This window comes from Flavobacterium sp., assembly GCF_044361015.1.
Taxonomy (GTDB): domain Bacteria; phylum Bacteroidota; class Bacteroidia; order Flavobacteriales; family Flavobacteriaceae; genus Flavobacterium.
The window spans coordinates 22,934-46,217 of record NZ_JBIKJL010000016.1 but is presented as its reverse complement, the minus strand read 5'-3'; the positions used below and the strand labels follow the sequence as shown (position 1 = coordinate 46,217).

Below are 23,284 nucleotides of genomic sequence, written 5' to 3'. Positions count from 1 at the left end.
ATGGGTCGTGGAATGATGATTCCCGTTAACAATTTGTATAAAACAGAAGCATCTGTTTTGTTTGTTTCAAATAGCATGAGTCAGTTTTGTTTTTACAAATTAAAGAAAATAGTAGCGATGTTTGATGCATAGTGTAGCAATATTTATCCTTAAACAAGTTGATAACTTGTAAATTACTGTTGGGCAATAATTTGTACAAAAATATACTTTATATAATTTTTTCTCAAAAAAAATGCGGACTCAATAAATTTATGAGTAAAAAATTAAAGATTATGTTTTACGTAAAACAAAGTACCGACAATAGAATTTAGTGACCTTAGTAAAATACAAAACGAATATTTCCTATATTTACAATAATTAAAAAGTCGTTAACATGAGTTATTATAAAATCTACGATTTAGAAAATTATTTTAAAATGTATAAAAAATCGGTTCGCGAACCCCGAAAGTTTTGGGACCGTATTGCCGAAGAAAACTTTACTTGGTATCAAAAATGGGACAAAGTATTTGAATTTGATATGCAAGAAGCTAAATTCAAATGGTTTTTGGATGCGAAAGTAAATATTACCAAAAACTGTATTGACCGTCATTTGGCTAAAAGAGGCGAAAAAGCCGCTATTATCTTCGAACCGAATGACCCCAACGAGGAAGCACAAACCATAACTTACAACGAACTGTATGCTCGTGTTTCAAAAATGGCAAATGTACTTCGCGAACAAGGAATTAAAAAAGGTGATCGCGTTTGCATTTACCTTCCAATGATTCCCGAATTGGCTGTATCCGTTTTGGCATGTGCAAGAATTGGAGCCATTCATTCGGTAGTTTTTGCCGGATTTTCAGCCACGGCTGTTGCCACCCGAATCAACGATAGCGACTGCAAAATGGTCATTACTTCCGATGGCGGTTTTAGAGGAAACAAAACCATTGATTTAAAAGGAATCATTGACGAAGCACTTGAAAAATGTCCGTCTGTTGAAAAAGTGTTGGTTGTCAAACGCACCAATGAAAAAATTACAATGAAAGAAGGTCGTGATTTATGGCTGCAACCATTATTAGACGAAGCCATTCCAAACAATGTCGCAGAAATTATGGATGCCGAAGACCCATTGTTTATTTTATACACATCCGGTTCAACAGGAAAGCCAAAAGGAATGTTACATACCACGGCAGGTTATATGGTTTACACCGCATACACGTTTAAAAACGTCTTTAATTACGAAGAAAACGATATTTATTGGTGTACCGCTGATATTGGTTGGATTACCGGACATTCGTATATTTTATATGGTCCGCTTTTAAACGGAGCAACAACTGTAATTTTTGAAGGGGTTCCTTCATACCCTAATTTCAGTCGCTTTTGGGAAGTAATTGAAAAGCATAAAATTACACAATTTTACACGGCTCCAACAGCAATCCGTGCATTAGCCAAAGAAAATTTGGATTACGTTCAACGATTCCCTTTAAGTTCCTTAAAAGTAATTGGTTCTGTAGGAGAGCCGATTAACGAAGAAGCTTGGCACTGGTACAATGACCATGTAGGAGGAAAGCGTTGTCCGCTAGTTGATACGTGGTGGCAAACCGAAACGGGAGGGATTATGATATCGCCACTGCCATTTGTCACACCAACTAAACCAACCTACGCTTCACTGCCATTACCGGGAATTCAACCTGTTTTAATGGATGAACTTCGCAATGAAATTGAAGGCAATCAAGTCACCGGTAGTTTGTGTATCAAATTCCCTTGGCCGGCAATGGCCAGAACGATTTGGGGTGATCACCAACGATTTAAAGAAACGTATTTTACAGCTTTCCCGGGTAAATATTTCACTGGTGATGGAGCTTTACGCGATGAAGTTGGTTATTACCGAATTACCGGTCGAGTAGATGATGTAATCATTGTTTCCGGTCACAATTTAGGCACAGCACCTATTGAAGATGCCATCAACGAACATCCGGCAGTAGCGGAAAGTGCAATCGTTGGTTTCCCACATGACGTAAAAGGCAATGCATTATACGGATTTGTAATTCTAAAAGAAATAGGAGCCACTCGTGATAAAGAAAATCTTCGAAAAGAAATTAACCAACAAATATCCGATCAAATCGGACCTATTGCCAAATTAGATAAAATTCAGTTTGTAAGTGGCTTACCAAAAACACGTTCCGGAAAAATCATGCGTCGCATTTTACGTAAGATAGCGGAAGGCGATTTTAGCAATTTTGGAGATATTTCAACTTTGTTAAATCCCGAAATTGTGGAAGAGATTAAAGTAGGGAAATTATAATTTTAGTTATATTGGTTACTCAAAAAGACCGTTTCTGCAATAAAGCGGTTTTTCTAATTTAAACAATAACAACTAATTTTGAATGACAGTTTATATTTAATTCAAATTTTAAAATTATTAACCGTGAGAATTACTATAAAAAATAAAGGAAATTTAGTTTGTTTTACAGGAAATAACTTTTGTTTTAACTATTGTTTATCTAGTTTACATTTTTTTTACCTTATTTTTGTCAAACTATCTAAAATTAAGAGTGTTATGATAAATAAAATTACTAAAAAGATGTTAATTGGAACTGTTATTTTTTTATCGTCAATTACCAATTTTTCCTTAGCACAGTCTTCAAACATTAAATTAATAGCATTCAATTATAGTCCAGAAGAAGGAACAAAGATAGTTAGGTGGAATGCTGGCGACACCGAATTCAGCAGTATTTATTCAACGAACGTGGAAGGTATTATTTCAGCTTCTTCTACATTCGACTCGAGAAGATCGAATTATTTTGCCCGTGTATTAGATAATACAACCGGATCTGTTGAAGCAAGAATGATTGAGTTCAATACTAATTCTGAAAACATATCGCTTTCACCATTTGAGAGTTCACTTAATGGGGGTTCTGAAGTTGATATGCAAACTGGTTTTGTCTACTCTTATGATGGTGATATTGATGACAATATTTTTTTAAATAAATTTGATCCAATATCCGGAATTCAATCCATTTTGGGCTATTTTAATTTTGGAGAAGGAACAAATTTTTTCCCTGATTCTACATGTTATGACAGTAATTCAAAAAAATATTATTTTTTAATTTTAGAAGGAAATCAAGTTAAATTAGTAACAGCTTCCGTTGCATCACAACCATTCACTTATACTGTCATACCTATATTAAATTCTGAATATAGCGGAAACATCGGACTAGAATTCAGCAATGAAACTAACACTATTTTTACAGTTTATTCAGTTTATAATCAAAACAATAATGTTAATGATGAAATTAAGATTGGTAGTTTAAATCCTAATACGGGTGAATTATCTACAATAATGACTTTAGAAAATATTTTTGGTTATCTTTTTTCAAACAGAACTTATGATCAAGATACAGAATCCATACTATTTGTTGGTTTTGATGCAAATTATGATGCAGGTTTGTATTTGGTAAATACTTCAACAGCAACTTATGAAATTTTACCATTTCTAGGTAATGTTATTAATGAAATGGAGTGTGATAATTCTTCTTATGCGGTATCAAAATACGGAACTTTGTCCTTAAATCAATTCAATTCAAATAAAGTATTAATAAATCCTAATCCGGTAAGTAGTCGTTTTCAAGTTAGTTTTGAAGGAAACTCCGGAGAATATAAAATCATTGATTTGTTAGGTAAAACAATTCACTCAGGAATGGTTTTTAAGGATGATTTTATAGATGTCAGCTCATTGTCTAATGGAGTTTATATTTTCAATTTAGTTCATAACGGAACAACTTTTACTCAAAAAATAGTAGTCAATTAGTTTTTTTCTTAGGCTTAAGCAACTGAAAAAGTCGTTTAGCTTTAATTTCTATTCAAAAATTGGTCTAACATATAGTATTATTATATTTTTTTTATGAATAACTTTATAATTTTTTTAATCTAATTATACAACACTTTTCTCAATCAAATTTCCTAAATTTACATTGATATGAAAGAGAGTCAAGTAGTTATTATTGGAGGAGGTCTTGCGGGTTTAACTGCAGCAATTCATTTGTGTCAACAAGGAAAAAATGTTGTTCTATTTGAGAAAAATTGCTATCCCAAACACAAAGTATGCGGTGAATTTATTTCTAATGAAGTGTTACCTTATTTTAATCAATTGGGATTAGCTATTTCCCATTTAAAACCGACATCCATAAATTCAACTACCATTTCAATTGTGTCCGGTCAATCAATATATAGAAATTTACCTTTGGGCGGATTTGGTATAAGTAGATATCAATTAGATAATTATCTATATCAGGAAGCCATTAAATTGGGATGTAAAATCATTCATCAAAATGTAAATGAAGTTACATTTTTTGAAAATGAGTTTAGTATTACAACAGAAAATCAAGAAGTTTTTAACGCAAAAATTGTTTTAGGTGCTTTTGGAAAACGTTCCAATTTAGATATCCATCTGAAACGTGATTTTATTCAAAAAAAATCTCCTTGGTTAGCTGTAAAAGCACATTATTCGGGAGATTTCCCAACTGATTTAGTGGCCTTACATAATTTTGAAGGCGGTTACTGTGGTGTTTCAAAAGTTGAAAACGACCACATCAATATTTGCTATTTAGTTAAATTAGAAGTATTTAAGAAGTACAAGAATATTGAAGAATTTCAAACGAATGTATTATATCAAAATCCCGAACTTAAAACCATTTTTAAACAATCAAAATTATTATTTGATAAACCCTTAAGCATTAGTCAGATTTCTTTTGAAAAAAAAGCACGAGTGGAAAACCATTTATTGATGTTAGGGGACTCAGCCGGACTCATTCATCCGCTTTGTGGTAATGGAATGGCTATGGCTATTCACAGTGCTAAAATTGCCAGTGAGTGTGTAATTTCCTTTTTAGATAACAAGCAAACGAGAGAAGAAATGGAAAATAAATATACATTTCAATGGAATCATTATTTTAAGAGTAGGCTACAAACAGGTAAACAATTGTCAAAATTATTGTTAAACCAATTCATGAATAGAATACTGATGAAATTATTGCTTACATTTCCTATATGGTTGACTTTAATCATTCGTAAAACCCACGGAAAACCAATTTCTTAATGGCTATTCATACCCAGTATCGTACAGAAGCAATTGAAATCATGGATGATTTTTCCTTAGAAGGAGAAGAATTACGTGAAGCTTTGGATAAAATAGCCTCTATTAATCAACTTTTAGGAGGAAACAAGCTAACTTTACAAGGTATTAAAAAGTTGTTGAAAGAATGCGATGAAACAAAAACCATTACTATTGTTGATGTAGGTTGTGGCAACGGTGATATGCTTCGATTGATGGCAGATTTCGCCAATGAAAATAATTATATTTTTCAACTCATCGGAATAGATGCCAATGCATTTACTATTGAACATGCCCGTTTATTGTCTAAAGAGTATGCCACAATCAGTTATAGCTGTAAAGATATTTTTTCTGAAGCATTTACTGAAGTAAAATATGATATCTTATTGTGTACATTAACATTACATCATTTTAAAAATGAAGAAATTGATACTATTTTAAATGTATTTCAAAAGCAAGCGAGTCTTGGTATTGTGATCAATGATTTGCAAAGGAGCAAACTTGCCTATCGTTTATTTCAATTGGTATGTTCTGTCTTTCAACTCAATCGAATGTCACGCGAAGATGGATTAACTTCCATATTACGCGGATTTAAAAAGAAAGAATTAGAAGATTTTTCAAAAAAAATACAAGCAAAAAAACAAACAATTTCATGGAAATGGGCTTTCCGTTACCAATGGATTATTTGGAAATAAATTAGTAAACCATTCACTTTTCAAAATATAATATATGCCGTTAAAAATTATTACAGTTGCCAAACAACTTCCAAAATATTCTCGTGAGACTTCAGAAATATTACCCTTTTTGGATATTTGGTTGGAAGGTCAGGAAGAGCGTTTTATTCGAAAAGTAAAAAAAATATTTGAAGGAGCTCAAGTCGATAAACGCTATTCCATTATGGATCCAAAAGAAGTTTTTACTTTAACTTCATTTGAAGAACGCAATGCTATTTATTCTCGAGAAATGATTGTACTAGGCGAGCAAGTGTTACAAAAAGCTTTAAAACAAGCTAATTGGAGTCCAACTGAACTCGATTTTATTATCACGGTAAGTTGTACCGGAATTATGATTCCTTCTCTAGATGCCTATTTGATTAATCGGTTATCGCTTAAGCAAGATATTATAAGGCTTCCGGTGACTGAAATGGGTTGTGTGGGCGGTGTTTCAGGCATCATTTATGCAAAAAACTTTTTAAAAGCGAATCCTAATAAACGAGCCGCGGTTATTACTGTGGAAAGTCCAACTGCAACCTTTCAATTGGATGATTTTTCAATGGCTAATATTGTCAGTGCAGCAATTTTCGGTGATGGTGCAGCCTGTGTTTTGTTATCATCGCATGAAAATGAAAATGGCCCAACCGTTGTTGATGAAGCAATGTATCATTTCTATGATAAAGAAAAAATGATGGGTTTTGATTTGACAAACAATGGTTTAAAAATGGTCTTAGACATTGAAGTTCCCGAAACTATTGACGAACATTTTCCTGCTATTATTCATCCTTTTTTAGAAAAAAATAACTTATCAATTGCTGATATTCATCATTTAATTTTTCATCCCGGTGGTAAAAAAATCGTACTTTTAGTGGAAGAATTATTTAAAGATTTTGGTAAAGATATTATTGATACGAAAGAAATACTAAGGTTGTACGGAAATATGTCCAGTGCTACCGTATTATATGTTTTGGAACAAATTATGAACAAAAAACCTTTAAAAGGAGAGAAAGGATTAATGTTGAGTTTTGGACCCGGTTTTACTGCACAACGAATATTATTAGAATGGTAAGCGAATTTAAAAATCAATGGGCAATTATTTTAGGTGGTAGTAGTGGTTTAGGTTTAGCTACAGCTAAAAAATTAGCACAACAAGGGATGAATATTTGTATTATTCATCGCAATTCACGTGCTGAATTGCCAAAAATAGAAGAAGATTTTGAAGAGTTAAAAGCATTGGAGATTTCGTTTTTAAATTTTAATTTAGATGCAACCAATATTGAAAAAAGAATTGAATGTGTCAATGAAATTCAATCTAAAATTGGAAATAAAAAAATAAAATGCTTGGTTCACAGCATTGCAAAAGGTTCGTTAAAGAAGATGACCGGCGAAAATTCCCTTAACAATGATGATTTTTTAATAACTTTAAATGCGATGGCTATTTCACTTTATGATTGGACAAAAGCGGTTTTTGATGCTAACTTATTTGGTACTGATGCCAGAATTATTTCATTTACCAGCGAGGGAAACACAAAACCAATTCAAAATTACGGAGCTGTAAGTGCTGCAAAAGTTACTTTAGAGGCAATTTCGAGACAAATCGCTTTAGAATTTGCTCCTTTTGGAATTCGTTCAAATTGTATTCAAGCCGGAGTTACCAATACAATATCCTTTCAAATGATTCCATCCAGTGAAAAAATTAAAGCTTACGTTGAAAAAAGAAATCCATTTAAACGACTTACTAATCCGGAAGATGTGGCCGATGTTGTTTATTTGCTTTGCAAGGAAGAGGCAAAATGGATAACCGGTACCATCATAAAAGTAGATGGAGGGGAAAGTTTGCAATAAATACCTTTTTAAATTTGTGGAGAATAGCAACCAACATATTATCAATAAATTACCCTATTCTAACCCCTTTTTATTTGTGGACGAAATTCTGCATATTGATGAAAATGGAGTAGAAGGCACGTTTACTTTTAGTGAAGGGTTAGATTTTTATAAAGGTCATTTTAAAGATAATCCGATTACACCCGGCGTCTTATTAATTGAAACCATGGCCCAAATTGGATTAGTTTGCTTAGGAATATACTTGACTTTGGATGATAATTTCACACAAATTGCTTTTATTTCTTCAGAAATTGAATTTTTAAAACCCGTTTATCCTAATGAAAAAGTAAAAGTTGTTTCTAAGAAAGTTTATTTCCGTTTTGGAAAGTTAAAATGCAACGTGTGTATGTTGAATAGTGAAAATGTAGAAGTTTGTAGCGGAACTTTATCCGGAATGATAATAAATCAATAAAATGTCAAAAAAGCGAGTTGTTATTACCGGATTAGGAATTGTTGCCCCAAATGGAGTTGGCTTGACTGCTTTTACACATGCAATTAAAAATGGAATTTCGGGAATAAAGCATGATGCTGAATTAGAACGATTACAGTTTTCGTGTCAAATTGCCGGAAAACCAACTATTTCTGAAGAACTTAAAATTCAGTATTTTACAGAATTAGAACTTCGCAATTTTAATTCTAGTGGAATATTATATGGTGTAATTGCCGGAGTAGAAGCATGGAAAAATGCAGGTTTGCCTATTCAAAATAACGAAAATCCGGATTGGGATAGTGGAACTATTTTTGGTTCAGGAACATCAGGAATTGAAAAATTCAGAGAAAGTATTTATAAAATTGATGATTTTCAAACCAGAAGATTGGGTAGTACTGTTGTTGCACAAACAATGAACAGTGGCATAAGCGCTTATTTAGCGGGTAAATTAGGCTTAGGAAACCAGGTTTCTACGAATTCCTGTGCTTGTACAACCGGAACAGAAAGTATATTGATGGGTTATGACCGAATTATTTCAGGTCAAGCCAACCGAATGTTAGTAGGAAGCACGAGTGATAGCGGTCCTTATATTTGGGCAGGTTTTGACGCCATGAAAGTTTGTACATTCAAACATAATGAATCGCCAGAGAAAGGCTCAAGACCAATGAGTGCTACCGCTTCAGGATTTGTTCCGGGAAGTGGAGCAGGGGCCTTGATTTTAGAAGAATTAGAAACTGCTTTGGCTAGAAAAGCAACCATTTATGCCGAAGTTTTAGGTGGAAATGTAAATTCGGGCGGACAACGCGGCGAAGGAACTATGACGGCACCTAATTCTATTGCTGTTCAAAGATGTATCATTGAAGCAATGAAAAATGCAGGAATAAAGTCAAAGGATATTGATAGTATAAATGGGCATTTAACTGCCACATCTAAAGATAGCTTGGAGATTCTCAACTGGAGTAAAGCTTTAGGTTTATCCGTAAAAGATTTTCCACCTATCAACTCATTAAAATCAATGGTTGGTCATTGTCTTTCTGCATCCGGCAGTATGGAAAGTGTAGCTTCTATTTTACAAATATACCATGGATTTCTATTTCCGAATATCAATTGTGATGATTTACATCCTGCCATAATTGAAGTCATTGATTCTTCTAAAATTCCACAACAATTAATAAAAAAAGAACTAAATATTATAATAAAAGCTAGTTTTGGTTTTGGCGATGTAAATGCCTGTGTTGTTTTTAAAAAGTATTAAATAGATGCTTATCTTAGTCAAAAATTAAATCATGAACAAAGCAGAAATTATCGAAAAATTGAAAGCTCTCGTAAAGCCCTATATAAAAAATCAGGAAGCTTTTGACAATCTTACTGAAACAACAGATTTTATAACTGATTTAAAGATAAATTCTGCTAATCTGGTTGATGTAATTTTAGATATTGAAGAAGTTTTTGATATTGAGATTGACAATATCTCCATGGAACGAATGCTTGATGTAAAATCAGCCATAGAAATCATCGAAACTAAATTAGCTGAAAAATGATTGGCAATGACGTGGTTGATTTAACTTTAGCAAAAACAGAAAGTATTTGGCAACGAAAAGGTTTTTTAGATAAAGTATTTACCAAAGGCGAGCAAAACATCATTTTTGATTCTGAAAATCAAGACATATCGGTTTGGACATTGTGGAGTAGGAAGGAAGCTGTTTATAAAATACTCCGGCAAAAAGGTGAATCCCGTGGATTTTATCCTTTGTTAATTAATTGTAGTCATGAGAATGGATTGGTTTTTTATAAAGATTTCGTTTTTTATTCAACTACTCAAATTAGAAATAATTGTATTCACACTATTGCCGTAACCTCTGTAATTGATTTTGAATACATCAGTGAATTAAAACAATTAAAAGAAAGTATTTATAAATATGAAATACCTTTTTATTTGGAAAACGGAAATTGTTTTTTCATGTCTAAAAGTCATCACGGGAGGTTTGAACGAAGTATTTATTTAAGAAAGGACACTACAAAATAAAACTTATTCACTATAACGTTTTCAATACATTGGTTTTGATTTGCATGATTTATATCATTAAAATCTAAAATCGTATACCTAATTTTACATCATTAAATTATTTATCATGTTTGAATGGTTTTATAAATTGTTTGTTCCCACTGAAAACCCTGATATTACTCAATCGTTAGTGGTCGTTATGATAATCATTGGGATTGGTGTTTTTGTTGGCCGATTAAAAATAGGCAAAGTGTCATTAGGTGTTTCAGCAGTGATGTTCGCCGGGTTATTTTTAGGGCATTTTGGCTACCGAGTCAATGGCAATATCATGGTTTTTATCCGTGATTTAGGATTGATTTTGTTTGTTTATGGAATTGGGATTCAAGTGGGCCCTTCCTTTTTTTCATCCTTTAGAAAAGAAGGCTTAAAATTTAATATACTAGCCGTTTCCACTGTTCTTTTTGGAGCTTTAATTGCAGTCATTATTTACTTAAGTACACAAATAAAAATTGAAAATGTAGTTGGTTTATTATCCGGTTCTGTCACAAATACGCCGGGTTTAGGAGCCGCAAAATCAGTAATTCAAGAATATCAAAATCAATTTCCTTACAAAATATTCAATGACCCAACCATTGCTTACGCCATAACTTATCCAATGGGGGTTTTGGGTGTGATTTTAGTTATTATTCTATCAAAAACATTTTTAAAAATTGACGTTAATAAAGAAAAATCGAATATTCTACAACAGGAAAGTTCAGAAGATGTTTTAATTCATCAAAAATGCAGAATCACAAAACCTGAATTTATTGGAAAAAGTATTTATCAAATTTTAAAAGAAACCAATCATGATAAAATAGTGATTTCTCGATTAAAACACAGTGGTTCAAAGACTGTTTTTTCACCTACTTTAGATACAAAAGTTGAACATAAAGATGTGATAATGCTCGTTGGTACTCAACACGCCATCAATGATTTTATTGAAAAAACAGGTAAAATTTCGACCGATTTATTCATTGAATCTGAACAAGATGTAATTTCGAAAAGCATTTTTGTAACCCATAAAGCGGCTACTCATAAAAAACTCGCTGAATTAGATCTTTATAACAAATATGATTTAAAAGTTACCCGCGTTTATCGTTCAGGAAAAGAATTATTAGCCTCACCATCATTGGAACTTTTTTATGGCGATAAATTGCGAATTGTAGGAAATAAAGAAGCTATTCAAGTTGCTGAAGAATTGATTGGAAATTCAGAAAAGAAATTATTAGAACCAGATTTCTTATCACTTTTCGGAGGACTTTTGATTGGAATCATAATTGGTTCTATACCAATTCTTATTCCATCTTTACCGGTTCCAATTAAACTCGGTTTTGCTGCAGGACCACTGATTGCAGCATTATTAATCAGTCGCTATGGTGGAATAGGAGGAATACATTCGTTTATTAATACCGGAGCAATCTATTTCATGAAAGATTTAGGTGTTTGCTTATTTTTTGCTGCAGTTGGTATTCATGCCGGAGAAAGTTTTTATGCCAATTTTGTTGAAAATAATGGATGGCTTTGGTTATTTTATGGTAGTTTCATCACATTTATCCCATTAGTATTCATGGTTCTTGTGGGTCATTATTACTTAAAAATTAATTTCTTGCAGTTAAGCGGTCTATTGAGTGGCACTTATACAGACCCGGCTGCATTAGCATTCAGTGGTAATTATTTAGATTCAGATGTGCCTACACAAGCTTATGCAACCGTTTATCCATTGGTAACTTTATTCAGGATATTTACTGCACAATTTTTAATTCTGTTGTTAATGTAAAAACTAAATTTTCAATCGGTTTTTTAATTTTAAGAAGAGTAAAGCTGAAATATAAGCATCACCGGAGGCTGTATTTCTGTCTCTTTTTTCGACTTTCAAAACTTTGCATAATTCGTCTAAATTGGAATGTTGATCTTCTTGTAAACCTTTAAATTTTTGATACATTGCATCTGTATCCATACTGTCGTTTTTAAGTTTTCCAACGTCAAGTCTTTTTAAGGCTTGATTAATCATTTCAATATCAAAACTAACGTGATGACCAACAAGCGTTGAATCTTTGATGAATTCTAAGAATCTAATTATAGCTTCCGCTTCAACAATTTTTTCTTCTTTACCTTCTTTTAATAATCCGTGAATAGCGGCAGTTTCTGATTTATAAATTTCCTGTTTTAAATATAATTCTATGTGATCATTTACAACAACGGAGTGGTCAATTACCGCAACAGCTCCAATGGAGAGAATTACATCATTTTTGAAATGCAAACCGGTAGTTTCACAATTAAAAACAACATAACGTTTTGGTTTTGTTTCATTAGGTTCTTTCTCAAAATAATTGAGATAGTTTTCCCAAAATTTAGGATATTCTTTTGCTATTTTTTTAAACCAGTTCCAAGCCATTTTTAAGTAAAATAAGTTAGTTGAAAACGATTTTTAATAGCATCCTGAATGTCATGAATAGGCTGAAATGCATTCTTAAGTTTTACTTTATCGGATTTTGATAACTCATTTAAATTTAAATATCTACCATTTGAATTATTCAACAAACCTTCTTCTGTTCTAAATTTAGATAATAAAGAAAATGCATCTGCACAATTTTCAAAAAGTTCGGCATTTTGAGGTTCTAATTCTGCTAATTTTTTAAACCGATGATAGGTGTTATTTATACCTTTTACATTTAAACTTAACGTTAATAAACGAGCGGCATCAACTAACGGCATTAAAGCCCTGCTTTTTATATCAAACGTATCTTTATGTTCACCATCTTTTTCAACTAAAAACTGTCTGAAAAAACCTAATGGTGGTGGATTTTTTAATGCATCTGTACCCAAATAAGCAAAAAACAATTGGTTGTTGGCTACCTGATTAAAAATATTATCCGTTATAGAATCGACAAGTTTTTCATCACCATAAATGCAATCATAATCAAAGAAAATAGAACACATTAAAATTCCTTTTTCTCCCGGAGTATTAATCCAAGTATTATATTGTTTATTCCAGTCTGTCAATGATTTACACCATATTGTATTACTTGCCATCATTTCTGCCGGACAATATTCATAGCCAATTTTATTCAATGTTTTTGTTACTTTTTCAGCCATTTCTAAAAAGTATTTTTTCACTTCGTCGTAATGCTCTTCCTCTACATCTTCAAAAATTAAAGCATTATCTTGGTCAGTAATGAGCAATTGTTCTTTCCTGCCTTGACTACCAATATTTAACCAAGCAAATTGAGTAGGGGGTTGTTTGTCCATTTTTTCGATGGTTAATTCTATTGCTCTTTTAGTAATGGCAATATTGATTTCGCCTACAATGTTGGAAATATGTTGGATAGGAATATTTTTATCTAATGAATTTTGAATTAAATCAGTTAATTTATCGCGAACTGCTTTTAATTCTTTGGAACGGGTAGCACGCTTTATTTGTTTTAATAAAACTCCGGGGTTATTTGCCTGGGCAACAACAACATCATGCTCGGAAATAATTCCCATAATTTTAGATTTATTTGTACCATCAATGGTAACACATAAGTGCCCAATATTGTGTTTTAACATCATCATTTGAGTTTCAGCAATTGAAATGTTTTCCGTAACAGTAATTACCGGAGCCGACATAATCTGGTCAACTGAAACATCAATAGGAAAAAGACCTGTTGCGATTTTTGATCGCAAATCTTTGTCAGTCACAATTCCAAGTGGAAGTTGGTTTTCCTCAATAATTACACTCCCAATTTTACTTTGAGTCATTGTTTGAGCCACAAATTTTACAATATCTTTTCGGTTGGCTGTAATGGGCTTTTTGGTATATGAAATGGGCTGAAAATATTGAATTTCAGAACTTTGCTCATCATAGATGATATTCTCAGAAATTAATTTTCCTTTATTTTCTTTATCATAAGGGTTGCGAGTATTAGAAGCAAAACTTTCTAATAAAAAACTTAAAACATCTTGATTTTGTGACACATAAGGCTTAAAAACTTCAATTGGAATAGCATATAATAAACTTTCTTCCCTAGCTTTTGCCGTCATTAGATAATTATCTTTTGCAAAAAATGGACGTAAACCTAAAATATCACCTTCATCACATTTATCAATTAAAGCTTCTTCAGCATCAGAAGTTACAGAAAGGCCAATTGCACCTTCTTTAACAATGTAGAAAAAAGAATGCGTTTTATCGCCAACTTTAAAAAGTACGTTGTTTTTATCAACATGAACAACTTGAACTTCATTGGCAATTTTGACCAAATCAAGATAAGTCAAACTGTTGAATGGAGGAAAATTTTTCAAAAAATCTGCTATACGTTCAGCAATTGAGTTTTTCATATAGATAAGAATATATTTTATAAAGTTACATAAATTATGATTCTAATTGATATTCATTTATTTGAATTTATTAACTTATTAGATTACAAATAGGATTACTATTTAGCTACAACTTTATCTAAAATCGAACACTATATCAAATTTATTACTTCGAAAGAAATAGCATATCATCAATTAAATAGGAGTATTTATGGTACAAACAGAATAATTCTATTTTACATAATATAAATTATAGTTTTTATTTATGGTATAAATACTTAGAAAATAAATCCGAAATGTATCAATCAAATATAATTGATGCTATAGAAAATCAGACTAGAAAATGACTCTTTAAAACATTTAAGATAGCAATATTTAGATTATTAATAAAAGATTTAAATCTAGTGAGCACAAAATAAAAGTGCAGAAATCTGTTAAAAACATTAATTTCATCGACGAAATGCATAGTACTATAGACAGTAACTTATTGTACCGATTATCGGGAATCAAATTAAAATAAAAGAGATAAAGAATCAAGTTTTAACATTAAAAACGGATAGATTTAGTCCATCGAAAAGATTTTTTCTCTGAATTTTCGACCAATTATTACAGTCAGTCTTGTTTTGTAATCTTCAATCAACCATTCTCTGTAGTTTTTAGTAGAACTACTTAAACAATTTGTAAAATGTCGAACTCTGCTTTCGATATCTTCTGCTAATTCATTTGCTAATTGTTTAGCTTCAACCAATGTTTCTGAATTATCCACACACATAGAAGCATGGTGTTCAATCGATTTTTCAATAACAACTTTAGGCCTTAAATTTTTAGATAAGGCTATTCTATATTCCGTTTCTACATCAAAAGTTATGTCCGGAGTATTACTGAATTTAGCCTTTAACTCCTCAGGCATTGTGTAATGAAAATTCATTTCAATTTCCACATCTCCTTTGAGGTTGTGAATATATTTTTCAGGATATTTAAAAATATGCTGCCAATCTAATTTATCTGTCCACAAACCAAATCTAGCAGCATTATTTCCTAAATCTATAATTGAAAAAGCATCTTTATTAGGAAGTTTACGGGACCCCCTTCCTATCATTTGAAAATAAAGCGTCAGTGATTTGGTTGCTCTATTTAAAATAATCGATTCTACGGTTGGCTCATCAAAACCGGTGGTTAAAATTCCAACCGAGGTCAATATAGCATCCGGGGTGTCTTTAAACCATTTTAAAATATCTTTTCGCTCCTCGTTAGAGTTAGTATTGTCAAGATGTTTTATGTTTTTAAATCCCGCTTCCCTAAAAGTATCAAGAACACTCAACGACGTAATGATTCCATTATTAAAAATCAACGTCTTCTTCCCCATAGAATGGGCAGTGTAGGCATAAATCAATTTTTCTTGCATGGCCAAGTTGGTATACAATTCATCAGATGATTTCACAGTATAATCGCCATTAATACCTATTTTCAAAGAGGTCAATCCAACATCATAACTATAGGTAGTTGCTTTAGCCAAATAACCTTTGCCAATCAAGGAAGCAATGCTGTGTCCAACAACCAATTCATGATAATTTTCGCCCATAGGCAATTTTATATTTGAACTGAGCGGAGTAGCTGTAACGCCTAAGAAAAATGTATTTTTAAAAGCATGAAATAATTTTCGAAATGAATTAAAGTGGGCTTCGTCAATTATTAATAATCCAACATTATCAATATGCAATTTTTCATCATTTAACCTATTTTTCAAGGTTTCAACCATGGCAACAAAACAAGAATAATCATTTTGATCGGGCAAATCTTTAACAACGCTATTGATGATTTTATTTTTCACATCAAAACCCTTCAGCATTTTTGAAGTTTGCTTACAAAGTTCTATTCGATGGGTTAAAACAACCACTTTTTTATGATATTTTTCTAAATATCGCCGAGTTATTTCTGAAAAAATGACAGTTTTTCCTCCGCCGGTTGGCAATTGATATAGTAAATGATAATTATGAGGTGCTGTTTCAATTTTGTCAAAAATAAGGTCAATATCACCTAATTGATAACTGTAGAGTTTTTTCTTCTCTTCATATTCAAGCAATATATCTTTTTTTGACATTATAAAATTGAAAAATTGAATTTTGCAAAAATAAGGAGATATAACCCTGAAAACGAATTTTAAGGTTAATAAATTAAAAAAAATAGTGACAAAGGTTAAATTAAATATAAATTGAGAGGAAATAACTTTTAAAATTCTTTATAATCAATGAAGTTTCCTATTTTTACAACCCTTAAAAAAAATGAGGCTAATTAATGAAATACCGATTAAAAATAACGCCAATTGATAAATGGGTAATCAACCCTGTCAATCGCTTTATTGGTAAATCAACAACAGGCGGAATTGTGCTTTTTTTAGCTGCAGTTGTTGCTTTAATTTTAGCAAATTCACCATGGAAAGAAGGTTATCATCATTTTTGGGAACACAAATTCAGTTTAGGCTTTGACGGAAAATACCTTTTAGACCAAGATTTACATCATTGGATAAATGATGGTTTAATGGCTATTTTTTTCTTTGTGGTTGGACTTGAATTAAAACGTGAAATAATTGGTGGTGAACTGTCAGATCCAAAAAAAGCTTTTCTACCTGTAGCGGCAGGATTTGGTGGAATGATTTTTCCGGCTTTAATTTACTTACTTTTTAATTCCACCGGGGAAGCTCAGAACGGTTGGGGAATACCAATGGCAACCGATATTGCTTTTGCTCTGGGTGTTTTATTTTTATTGGGTGATAAAGTTCCAACTTCCTTGAAACTGTTTTTAACAGTTTTGGCGATAGCTGATGATATTGGAGCTGTATTGGTCATAGCCTTTTTCTATACATCAGACATTTCATTTACTAGTTTAATTATTGGAACTGCCTTTCTTCTGTTATTAATTATTTCAAATCTGGTTGGTGTCCGAAATTCAATTTATTATGGTATACTAGGTATAGGTGGATTATGGATGGCTTTTTTACTCTCCGGAGTTCATGCCACTATTGCTGGTGTTTTAGCGGCTTTTACAATTCCGGCAAATGTCAAAATAGATGAGATTGGTTTTTCGGAAAAAATGAAAATGTATTTAGAAAAATTTAAAAAAGCCGACCCTAATGGAGTTCCAACTGTCACTCCTGAACAACTTCATATACTAGAAGATATGCGTACTTTGTCTAAACAAGCAATGACGCCGCTTCAACGATTAGAGCATGGCCTTCATCCTGTAGTTACTTTTATAATTATGCCCATTTTTGCACTTGCCAATGCCGGAGTTACATTATCATCGGAAACAGCTACTACAACTTCAAGTTATGTAGCAATTGGAGTGATTTTTGGGCTATTAATTGGAAAATTCATAGGAATTGTTGGGGTAACAAGTTTGTTTCTCAAATTAAAATTGGCATCATTACCGGAAGGAATGAATTTTAAACATTTAATTGGTGTGGGTTTATTAGCCTCTATCGGATTTACCATGTCCTTATTTGTTTCAAATTTAGCCTTTGACAATAACGAATTAATTCAACAAGCTAAAATCGGGATCCTTATTGCCTCTTTAACTGGTGGAACTATTGGATTCATATTTTTATATTATAATAAACCAAAAGCAACAATTATCATTAAAGAAAGAGATATTCATTAATTATGCAAAGAGAACGAATTAAAAAAAATAAGTGGAGACAACTTCACCTTTATTACACTTACACCGGATTTTATAAATTCATTTTTGATGGGATTAAAAGTGCCTTTTGGCCTACCCTACTCATTTTAGGTGCTTTATTTTATGTTCATTATTATGTGATAGATATAAATGAAGCTTTAATTATGTTAACAGAACGATATAGTGATTTTTCTATATTTTCCGTGTTTTTTATTTCTGAATCCATTCTTGGTCTTCTACCACCTGATATTTTTATAGCCTGGACAAAAAATACCGACTCTCCCATTCTTTATCTTTCGTTGTTAGCCATTCTTTCATATTTAGGTGGAGTTGTATCTTATATAACAGGAAAAGCTATTCTTTATATTCCATCGGTAAATAAATTCATGTCTGAAAAAATGACAAAACATATTGGCAATATGCGAAAATGGGGTGGTTTATTGATTGCTGTTGGGGCGTTATTACCATTGCCTTTTGCAATGGCATCCTTAGCTGCGGGTATGATAAAATTCAATTTCAAAATTTTTCTTTTATTTGCCTTATTGCGTTTAATGCGATTTGTAATTTACGGTTTTGCTATTTATCAAATGCTATAACATGCTAGAAATTTTTAGGAAAACAGCATGGTTTGAAGGGGTTTCACTCATTCTACTCTTATTTTTCGCCATGCCAATGAAGTATTTGGCAGGTCAGGATATTTTTGTAAAAACCATCGGAATGGCTCACGGTTTGCTATTTATTGTTTATATGCTATTAGCAATAACCTTGAAGTTTTCCAATCCTTGGAATTATAAAAAGTTTGGTATAATTTGTTTAGCTTCCATTATTCCGTTTGGAACATTTTACATTGAAAGTAAATACTTGAATAAAGATTAATTGATTTGATTATTAATTTAATCGCTCGGTAATAATTAAATTTGTATTTTTCTAAAAACTAATGGCTTAATTTCAAAATAAAAATTTACCATTGAAATAGAATCAACAGTAATTATTGTTTCTCTTGTCATGATAAAACGGACTTCTCAAGTTAAAACAACTGAGGTATTTCCGAATTTTACGTCATCGATTACGATGTCAACAATATCATCCGTATTAGTTGAACTCTTAAAGTTTATTTTAGACATGTGTTTAGTTATTACTCTCGGATTTTCTAATTGTATAATCGAATACAAAGCCACTTCTTCATCAATCCATGCTAATAACCTTCCTCAAAATAAAGTCCCTTTCGGATTTAAATCTTTTGGCTTATCCCATTTTATAATATGAAATTTCATGTTTTTTAGGTAAATTAATCTTTTAATTTTAAGCAAAATATATTATTTTATGAAATAATTAACCGAAGAAGATTTCGGAATTTTTATTAATATAGCATTGTAACTATACTTTTACAAAAAAATATTTAATTATTCATGGTTTATATTCATATTAATTCAATTCTAACATTCTAACTTGTTTTCAATTAACTGTTTAATTTTATTATTTTAACAATTTTTCTTGATTATTTCAACATTTGCTATATATTTGTAGCAATTAATAAATCTAACTTGATATAATTTAAAATGAAGAAACTTATACTATTAATTTCATTTTCAGTTTTGACCCTTACACAATCTTTCGCACAAGATAAAGATACCCTAAAAACTGATCTTAATGATGAATTCAACAGATGGTCTTTTGAATTCAACCTTGGACAAAGCAAAGGAATAAAACCATATTCAGAGGGTTATTTTGGGAGTGATCCAAATAAATCATTTGGTTCAGTAACCTTAAACCATTATAGTGGTGGTGTTCGTTATATGTTTAGTCCTAAGTTTGGTTTAAAAGCAGACATAGCTTTTGATCGTTTAGAAAATTTAAGCAAAGAAAGTTTAGATTTTGAGATGCAACATATACGTTTTGGTGTTCAAGGTGTTGTTAATGCGGCGCGCTTATTTGATATACAAGAACCATTAGGAAGATTTGGTTTCTTATTCCATGGAGGTATTCAAGTGGCACAAATGACTCCTCAAATGGGTATTAATAAAGATAGAGATGAATGGAATGGCGGTATTATGTTTGGGTTTACTCCTGAATTCAGAATCACTAAAAATTTAGCCATGAATGCTGATTTTACAATGAATTCTAATGTAAGGCAACATTTCAATTGGGATGGAGCTTATTCTGATCCAAATAATAATTTAGCTGGAAGTTTATACACTATATCGTTAGGAGCTTCCTTCTCTTTTGGTGCTCAAAAAATTCACGGAGACTGGGCTGTGTTAAGAGATAAACAACAAGAAGAAATTGAAGCTCTTGAAAAACGTGTTGGTGAAATTGAAAATAATATGGCTGATACTGATCAAGATGGTGTGCCTGATTATTTAGATGCTGAACCAAATTCAATTGCCGGTGTTGCTGTAGACACGAAAGGTAGAATGGTTGACTTGAACAAAAACGGTGTTCCTGACGAAATGGAAAGATACTTAAACAGTACTTATACTACCAATCAAATGCTAGTTAACTCTGAAAAAGAAACCGTTAAAAAATTAATAAACGAAGGCTATGTAGCTACTTATTTTGATTTCAACAAAACGAAACCTACAAATGTTTCTACTGAAGGAATTGATTTTATCTTAACTTATTTAAGAAATAACCCAACTGCCACCGTAGATATTATTGGTCATGCAGATGAAATTGGTAAAAATCCATATAATGATAAGTTAGCTACAACAAGAGCAAACAGTGTTAAAGAAATTTTAATGAAAGCCGGTATTACTGAAGATAGATTGAATGTTGTTTCTGAAGGTGAAGATACGTCTGTTGATAAAGATTCAGCCGGTGCAAGAAGATTGGTAAGAAGAGTAACTTTTAAAGTGAAATAATTAACAATTCATTCTTGATAACTATAAATGAACCTCTGTTTAACGACAGAGGTTTTTTTATAATTTTAAAAGAAAAAAATGAATACTCGTGATCTTTATATTATCAAAAACAGAGGCGAAGCATTGGGAGTTGTTTCTGTACAATCCTCAAAAGAGGAAAAATTTCAAAATTTAACCATCCGCCCTATTCTAAAATTGCAGAATGATTTGTTTATTGATGTATTCAAAAATTACGTTTCTAAACATAAAAATGATTTCTATTCTTATTCTATTGAGAAGAAAATGCTATTCATAGAAAATGCTATTCAAAAAGACATCAAATTCAGAAACTCTCTAAAAGGTATGGTCATTGGCCTTTTTACAATAGATGAATATGCAGAATATATTCAAAATTCCTCCAATCTCAACAAAAGAATGATGAATATGTTGATCGAACGATTGAAAAGCAATATGCAAATTTTTGAATTTCAAGATTTATCCTAATCTATTTTCTTAAATACAATTAGCAATTCGGATGGGGTAGATAAATAAAGTCTATTGTTTTTTATTTCATATCGAGTAGAACTTTGCAAACATTTCAAGTATTCCTGTTCTAAATTTGCTTCATCACAAGCCATTCTAGTACTGATAATATTTGTAAATCGAAGTAATTCACGCTCTTGAAATAAAGTCCCATTGATTCGATTACAACCGGCATATCCTATGATTTTTTTATCAGAAGCATTGATTTCTAAAAGCGGAACTTCATTTGCAAAATTATCTTTACTTACTTTTTTTCCTTTTAATTCTTCAAGAACCCAGTTATCATATAATCTATAATCAGCAATATAATATCCACATCCGTAAAAAGTAGTAATCGCAGTTTGATTTTTTTTCTTTAATTCTACTTTAACCTGATAGAAGTATTTATTGTCCGACATCTTATCAGTGCAATCTTTTTGTTCTATTATTATTTTCATTTCTTGTTCCTCTGAATTGGATATATACATCTTTATATTTGCATCCATCACTTTAACAGGTTCCACATGAGAAATATTAATTTCGTTTTCAGCATTTACTTCTTTAAATCGAATACTGTTTTCAGCTATTTCTAAATTCCAAAAAGGCTCCCTACCAATTGCATGAAAATAACCTGTATTTTTTGATTTTATCAATGTAGCTTCATTAACACTCTCACTCTTTTGAATAATTTTTGGACTACAGGAAAAAATTAAGAGCAGAACTAAGTATATGTATGTCACATTTTTCATAATCCTTTTGATTTTTATATATGGATAAATTTCTTTTTATGTTCAATAAATTTACGCATTTTTTACTTCATTTTACTGCCCAAATTGTATATTCTTAAATGATTTTTTAATTAAAAAGGTATAATTGGTACTTAAAACAACTCGTAATCAATATAAAAAGCATCATTTTTATTGCAAATTATTGAAAGGTAGTACGATTTTAGCGGTGTTTTTTGTGTTTTATATATTCATTTCATATTCATAAACATATAATCATAAAAATCACAAAATCACAATTCCTCATGTTATATTCTGCCTAAAATTCAGTATTATTGTTAAAACCTATGACATGAAAGAAGAGTATTTCAAATGGCACTCCCCTAACTTAGGAAGAGAGATTCAAATGTTAGTTTTTGGTCATGCAGGATATCCGGTTATTTTGTTTCCAACTTCGATGGGAAGTTTTTATGAAAATAGAGATCAAGGTTTGATTGAATCCGCAAAATGGTATATTGAACAAGGGTTAATTCAAATATTTTGTCCGGACAGCATTGATAAAGAAAGTTTTTACAATAAAAATATTCACCCCACACATCGGATTCAAAACCATGTTTGGTATGATAAAATGATTTGTCATGAAATTGTAGAAAGAGTCAAAAATAATACCTATTCCGGTAAAGTTGCTGTCGCCGGATGTAGTTTTGGAGGATATCATGCGGCAAATTTTGCATTTCGCCACCCGGGTTATGTAAGTCATCTATTTTCAATGGGAGGAGCATTTAACATTAAAAACTTCATGGATGGTCATCATGATGACAATGTTTTTTATAATAGTCCCGAAGATTATTTGCATGGTTTGAACGATCGTGAATTATGGAATATGGATATTATTTTGGGTACTTCGAATTGGGATATTTGTTTTGATGCAAATCTCAAATTAAGTCGAATTCTTGCTCAACGTGATGTTCCTCATTGGCTTGATATTCGTCAAAACCGCGAACATGATTGGCCGGTTTGGAAAGAAATGTTTCCTCATTATTTATCAAGAATTAAGTTTTTATAA

At 31.5% G+C, this 23,284-nt stretch carries 21 protein-coding genes and 1 pseudogene; 17 read left to right on the top strand and 5 right to left on the bottom strand.

Going from position 1 to position 23,284, the window contains the following annotated elements:
• Positions 1-373 precede the first annotated feature (373 nt).
• The 11 genes from acs (at position 374) to ACIQ2Z_RS06050 (ending at position 11,937) form a co-directional block, all read left to right on the top strand.
• Complete coding sequence (gene acs / locus ACIQ2Z_RS06100; RefSeq protein WP_396183263.1) at positions 374-2,281, top strand: acetate--CoA ligase; 1,908 nt, start codon at positions 374-376, stop codon at positions 2,279-2,281.
• 255 nt (positions 2,282-2,536) lie between these two features.
• Positions 2,537-3,787: a T9SS type A sorting domain-containing protein gene (locus tag ACIQ2Z_RS06095; RefSeq protein WP_396183262.1), complete on the top strand. Its 1,251-nt coding sequence runs from the start codon at positions 2,537-2,539 to the stop codon at positions 3,785-3,787.
• 168 nt (positions 3,788-3,955) lie between these two features.
• A complete protein-coding gene (locus tag ACIQ2Z_RS06090; protein ID WP_396183261.1) occupies positions 3,956-5,074 on the top strand; it encodes an NAD(P)/FAD-dependent oxidoreductase in 1,119 nt (372 codons plus the stop codon).
• Complete coding sequence (locus tag ACIQ2Z_RS06085) at positions 5,074-5,784, top strand: methyltransferase domain-containing protein (RefSeq protein ID WP_396183260.1); 711 nt, start codon at positions 5,074-5,076, stop codon at positions 5,782-5,784. Before ACIQ2Z_RS06090 ends, ACIQ2Z_RS06085 begins: the two co-directional genes overlap by 1 nt.
• A gap of 34 nt (positions 5,785-5,818) precedes the next feature.
• Positions 5,819-6,871 carry a type III polyketide synthase gene (locus tag ACIQ2Z_RS06080; protein ID WP_396183259.1) on the top strand — a complete coding sequence of 351 codons (1,053 nt, stop codon included), beginning with the start codon at positions 5,819-5,821 and terminating at the stop codon, positions 6,869-6,871.
• Positions 6,865-7,647, top strand: coding sequence for an enoyl-ACP reductase (locus tag ACIQ2Z_RS06075; RefSeq protein ID WP_396183258.1), 783 nt, complete (start codon positions 6,865-6,867; stop codon positions 7,645-7,647). Before ACIQ2Z_RS06080 ends, ACIQ2Z_RS06075 begins: the two co-directional genes overlap by 7 nt.
• Positions 7,625-8,098, top strand: coding sequence for a 3-hydroxyacyl-ACP dehydratase FabZ family protein (locus ACIQ2Z_RS06070; RefSeq protein ID WP_396183257.1), 474 nt, complete (start codon positions 7,625-7,627; stop codon positions 8,096-8,098). Before ACIQ2Z_RS06075 ends, ACIQ2Z_RS06070 begins: the two co-directional genes overlap by 23 nt.
• Before the next feature lies 1 nt (position 8,099).
• Complete coding sequence (locus ACIQ2Z_RS06065; RefSeq protein WP_396183256.1) at positions 8,100-9,371, top strand: beta-ketoacyl-[acyl-carrier-protein] synthase family protein; 1,272 nt, start codon at positions 8,100-8,102, stop codon at positions 9,369-9,371.
• 31 nt (positions 9,372-9,402) lie between these two features.
• Complete coding sequence (locus tag ACIQ2Z_RS06060; RefSeq protein WP_396183255.1) at positions 9,403-9,657, top strand: acyl carrier protein; 255 nt, start codon at positions 9,403-9,405, stop codon at positions 9,655-9,657.
• Positions 9,654-10,142: a 4'-phosphopantetheinyl transferase superfamily protein gene (locus tag ACIQ2Z_RS06055; protein WP_396183254.1), complete on the top strand. Its 489-nt coding sequence runs from the start codon at positions 9,654-9,656 to the stop codon at positions 10,140-10,142. The genes ACIQ2Z_RS06060 and ACIQ2Z_RS06055 overlap by 4 nt, the downstream gene beginning before the upstream one ends.
• A 106-nt stretch (positions 10,143-10,248) precedes the next feature.
• The gene (locus ACIQ2Z_RS06050; protein WP_396183253.1) at positions 10,249-11,937 is read left to right on the top strand and encodes a putative transporter; all 1,689 of its coding nucleotides are present in this window, start codon (positions 10,249-10,251) and stop codon (positions 11,935-11,937) included.
• Positions 11,938-11,940: 3 nt separating this feature from the next.
• On the opposite strand, the gene ACIQ2Z_RS06045 is transcribed toward ACIQ2Z_RS06050, so the two are convergent.
• The 3 genes from ACIQ2Z_RS06045 to ACIQ2Z_RS06035 form a co-directional block, all read right to left on the bottom strand.
• Positions 11,941-12,555, bottom strand: a complete 615-nt coding sequence (locus ACIQ2Z_RS06045; RefSeq protein ID WP_396183252.1) for a PolC-type DNA polymerase III — start codon at positions 12,553-12,555, stop codon at positions 11,941-11,943.
• A 2-nt stretch (positions 12,556-12,557) separates the two neighbouring features.
• Positions 12,558-14,477 carry a DUF294 nucleotidyltransferase-like domain-containing protein gene (locus ACIQ2Z_RS06040; protein ID WP_396183251.1) on the bottom strand — a complete coding sequence of 640 codons (1,920 nt, stop codon included), beginning with the start codon at positions 14,475-14,477 and terminating at the stop codon, positions 12,558-12,560.
• A 541-nt stretch (positions 14,478-15,018) separates the two neighbouring features.
• Positions 15,019-16,557: a DEAD/DEAH box helicase gene (locus tag ACIQ2Z_RS06035; protein WP_396183250.1), complete on the bottom strand. Its 1,539-nt coding sequence runs from the start codon at positions 16,555-16,557 to the stop codon at positions 15,019-15,021.
• A 194-nt stretch (positions 16,558-16,751) separates the two neighbouring features.
• On the opposite strand from ACIQ2Z_RS06035, the gene nhaA reads away from it, so the two are divergent.
• Genes nhaA through ACIQ2Z_RS06020 form a run of 3 tightly spaced genes read left to right on the top strand, consistent with a single transcriptional unit; the run spans position 16,752 to position 19,007 of the window.
• Positions 16,752-18,113 carry a Na+/H+ antiporter NhaA gene (gene nhaA / locus ACIQ2Z_RS06030; protein ID WP_396183249.1) on the top strand — a complete coding sequence of 454 codons (1,362 nt, stop codon included), beginning with the start codon at positions 16,752-16,754 and terminating at the stop codon, positions 18,111-18,113.
• Between the two features lie 2 nt (positions 18,114-18,115).
• Entirely contained in the window at positions 18,116-18,727 is a 612-nt protein-coding gene (locus ACIQ2Z_RS06025; RefSeq protein WP_396183248.1) for a YqaA family protein, read from the top strand.
• 1 nt (position 18,728) lies between these two features.
• A complete protein-coding gene (locus ACIQ2Z_RS06020; protein ID WP_396183247.1) occupies positions 18,729-19,007 on the top strand; it encodes a DUF3817 domain-containing protein in 279 nt (92 codons plus the stop codon).
• Between the two features lie 35 nt (positions 19,008-19,042).
• On the opposite strand, the pseudogene ACIQ2Z_RS06015 reads toward ACIQ2Z_RS06020, so the two are convergent.
• Positions 19,043-19,405 (bottom strand): annotated as a pseudogene (locus ACIQ2Z_RS06015) (hotdog domain-containing protein).
• A gap of 285 nt (positions 19,406-19,690) precedes the next feature.
• Between ACIQ2Z_RS06015 and ACIQ2Z_RS06010 the strand changes: the two are divergent.
• A complete protein-coding gene (locus ACIQ2Z_RS06010; protein WP_396183246.1) occupies positions 19,691-20,992 on the top strand; it encodes an OmpA family protein in 1,302 nt (433 codons plus the stop codon).
• A 78-nt stretch (positions 20,993-21,070) separates the two neighbouring features.
• Positions 21,071-21,475 carry a glyoxalase gene (locus tag ACIQ2Z_RS06005; protein ID WP_396183245.1) on the top strand — a complete coding sequence of 135 codons (405 nt, stop codon included), beginning with the start codon at positions 21,071-21,073 and terminating at the stop codon, positions 21,473-21,475.
• Here ACIQ2Z_RS06005 and ACIQ2Z_RS06000 read toward each other — a convergent pair.
• Entirely contained in the window at positions 21,472-22,146 is a 675-nt protein-coding gene (locus ACIQ2Z_RS06000; protein ID WP_396183244.1) for an META domain-containing protein, read from the bottom strand. The genes ACIQ2Z_RS06005 and ACIQ2Z_RS06000 overlap by 4 nt on opposite strands.
• A gap of 424 nt (positions 22,147-22,570) precedes the next feature.
• Here ACIQ2Z_RS06000 and ACIQ2Z_RS05995 point away from each other — a divergent pair, with 424 nt between their 5' ends.
• Positions 22,571-23,284: an esterase family protein gene (locus ACIQ2Z_RS05995; protein ID WP_396183243.1), complete on the top strand. Its 714-nt coding sequence runs from the start codon at positions 22,571-22,573 to the stop codon at positions 23,282-23,284.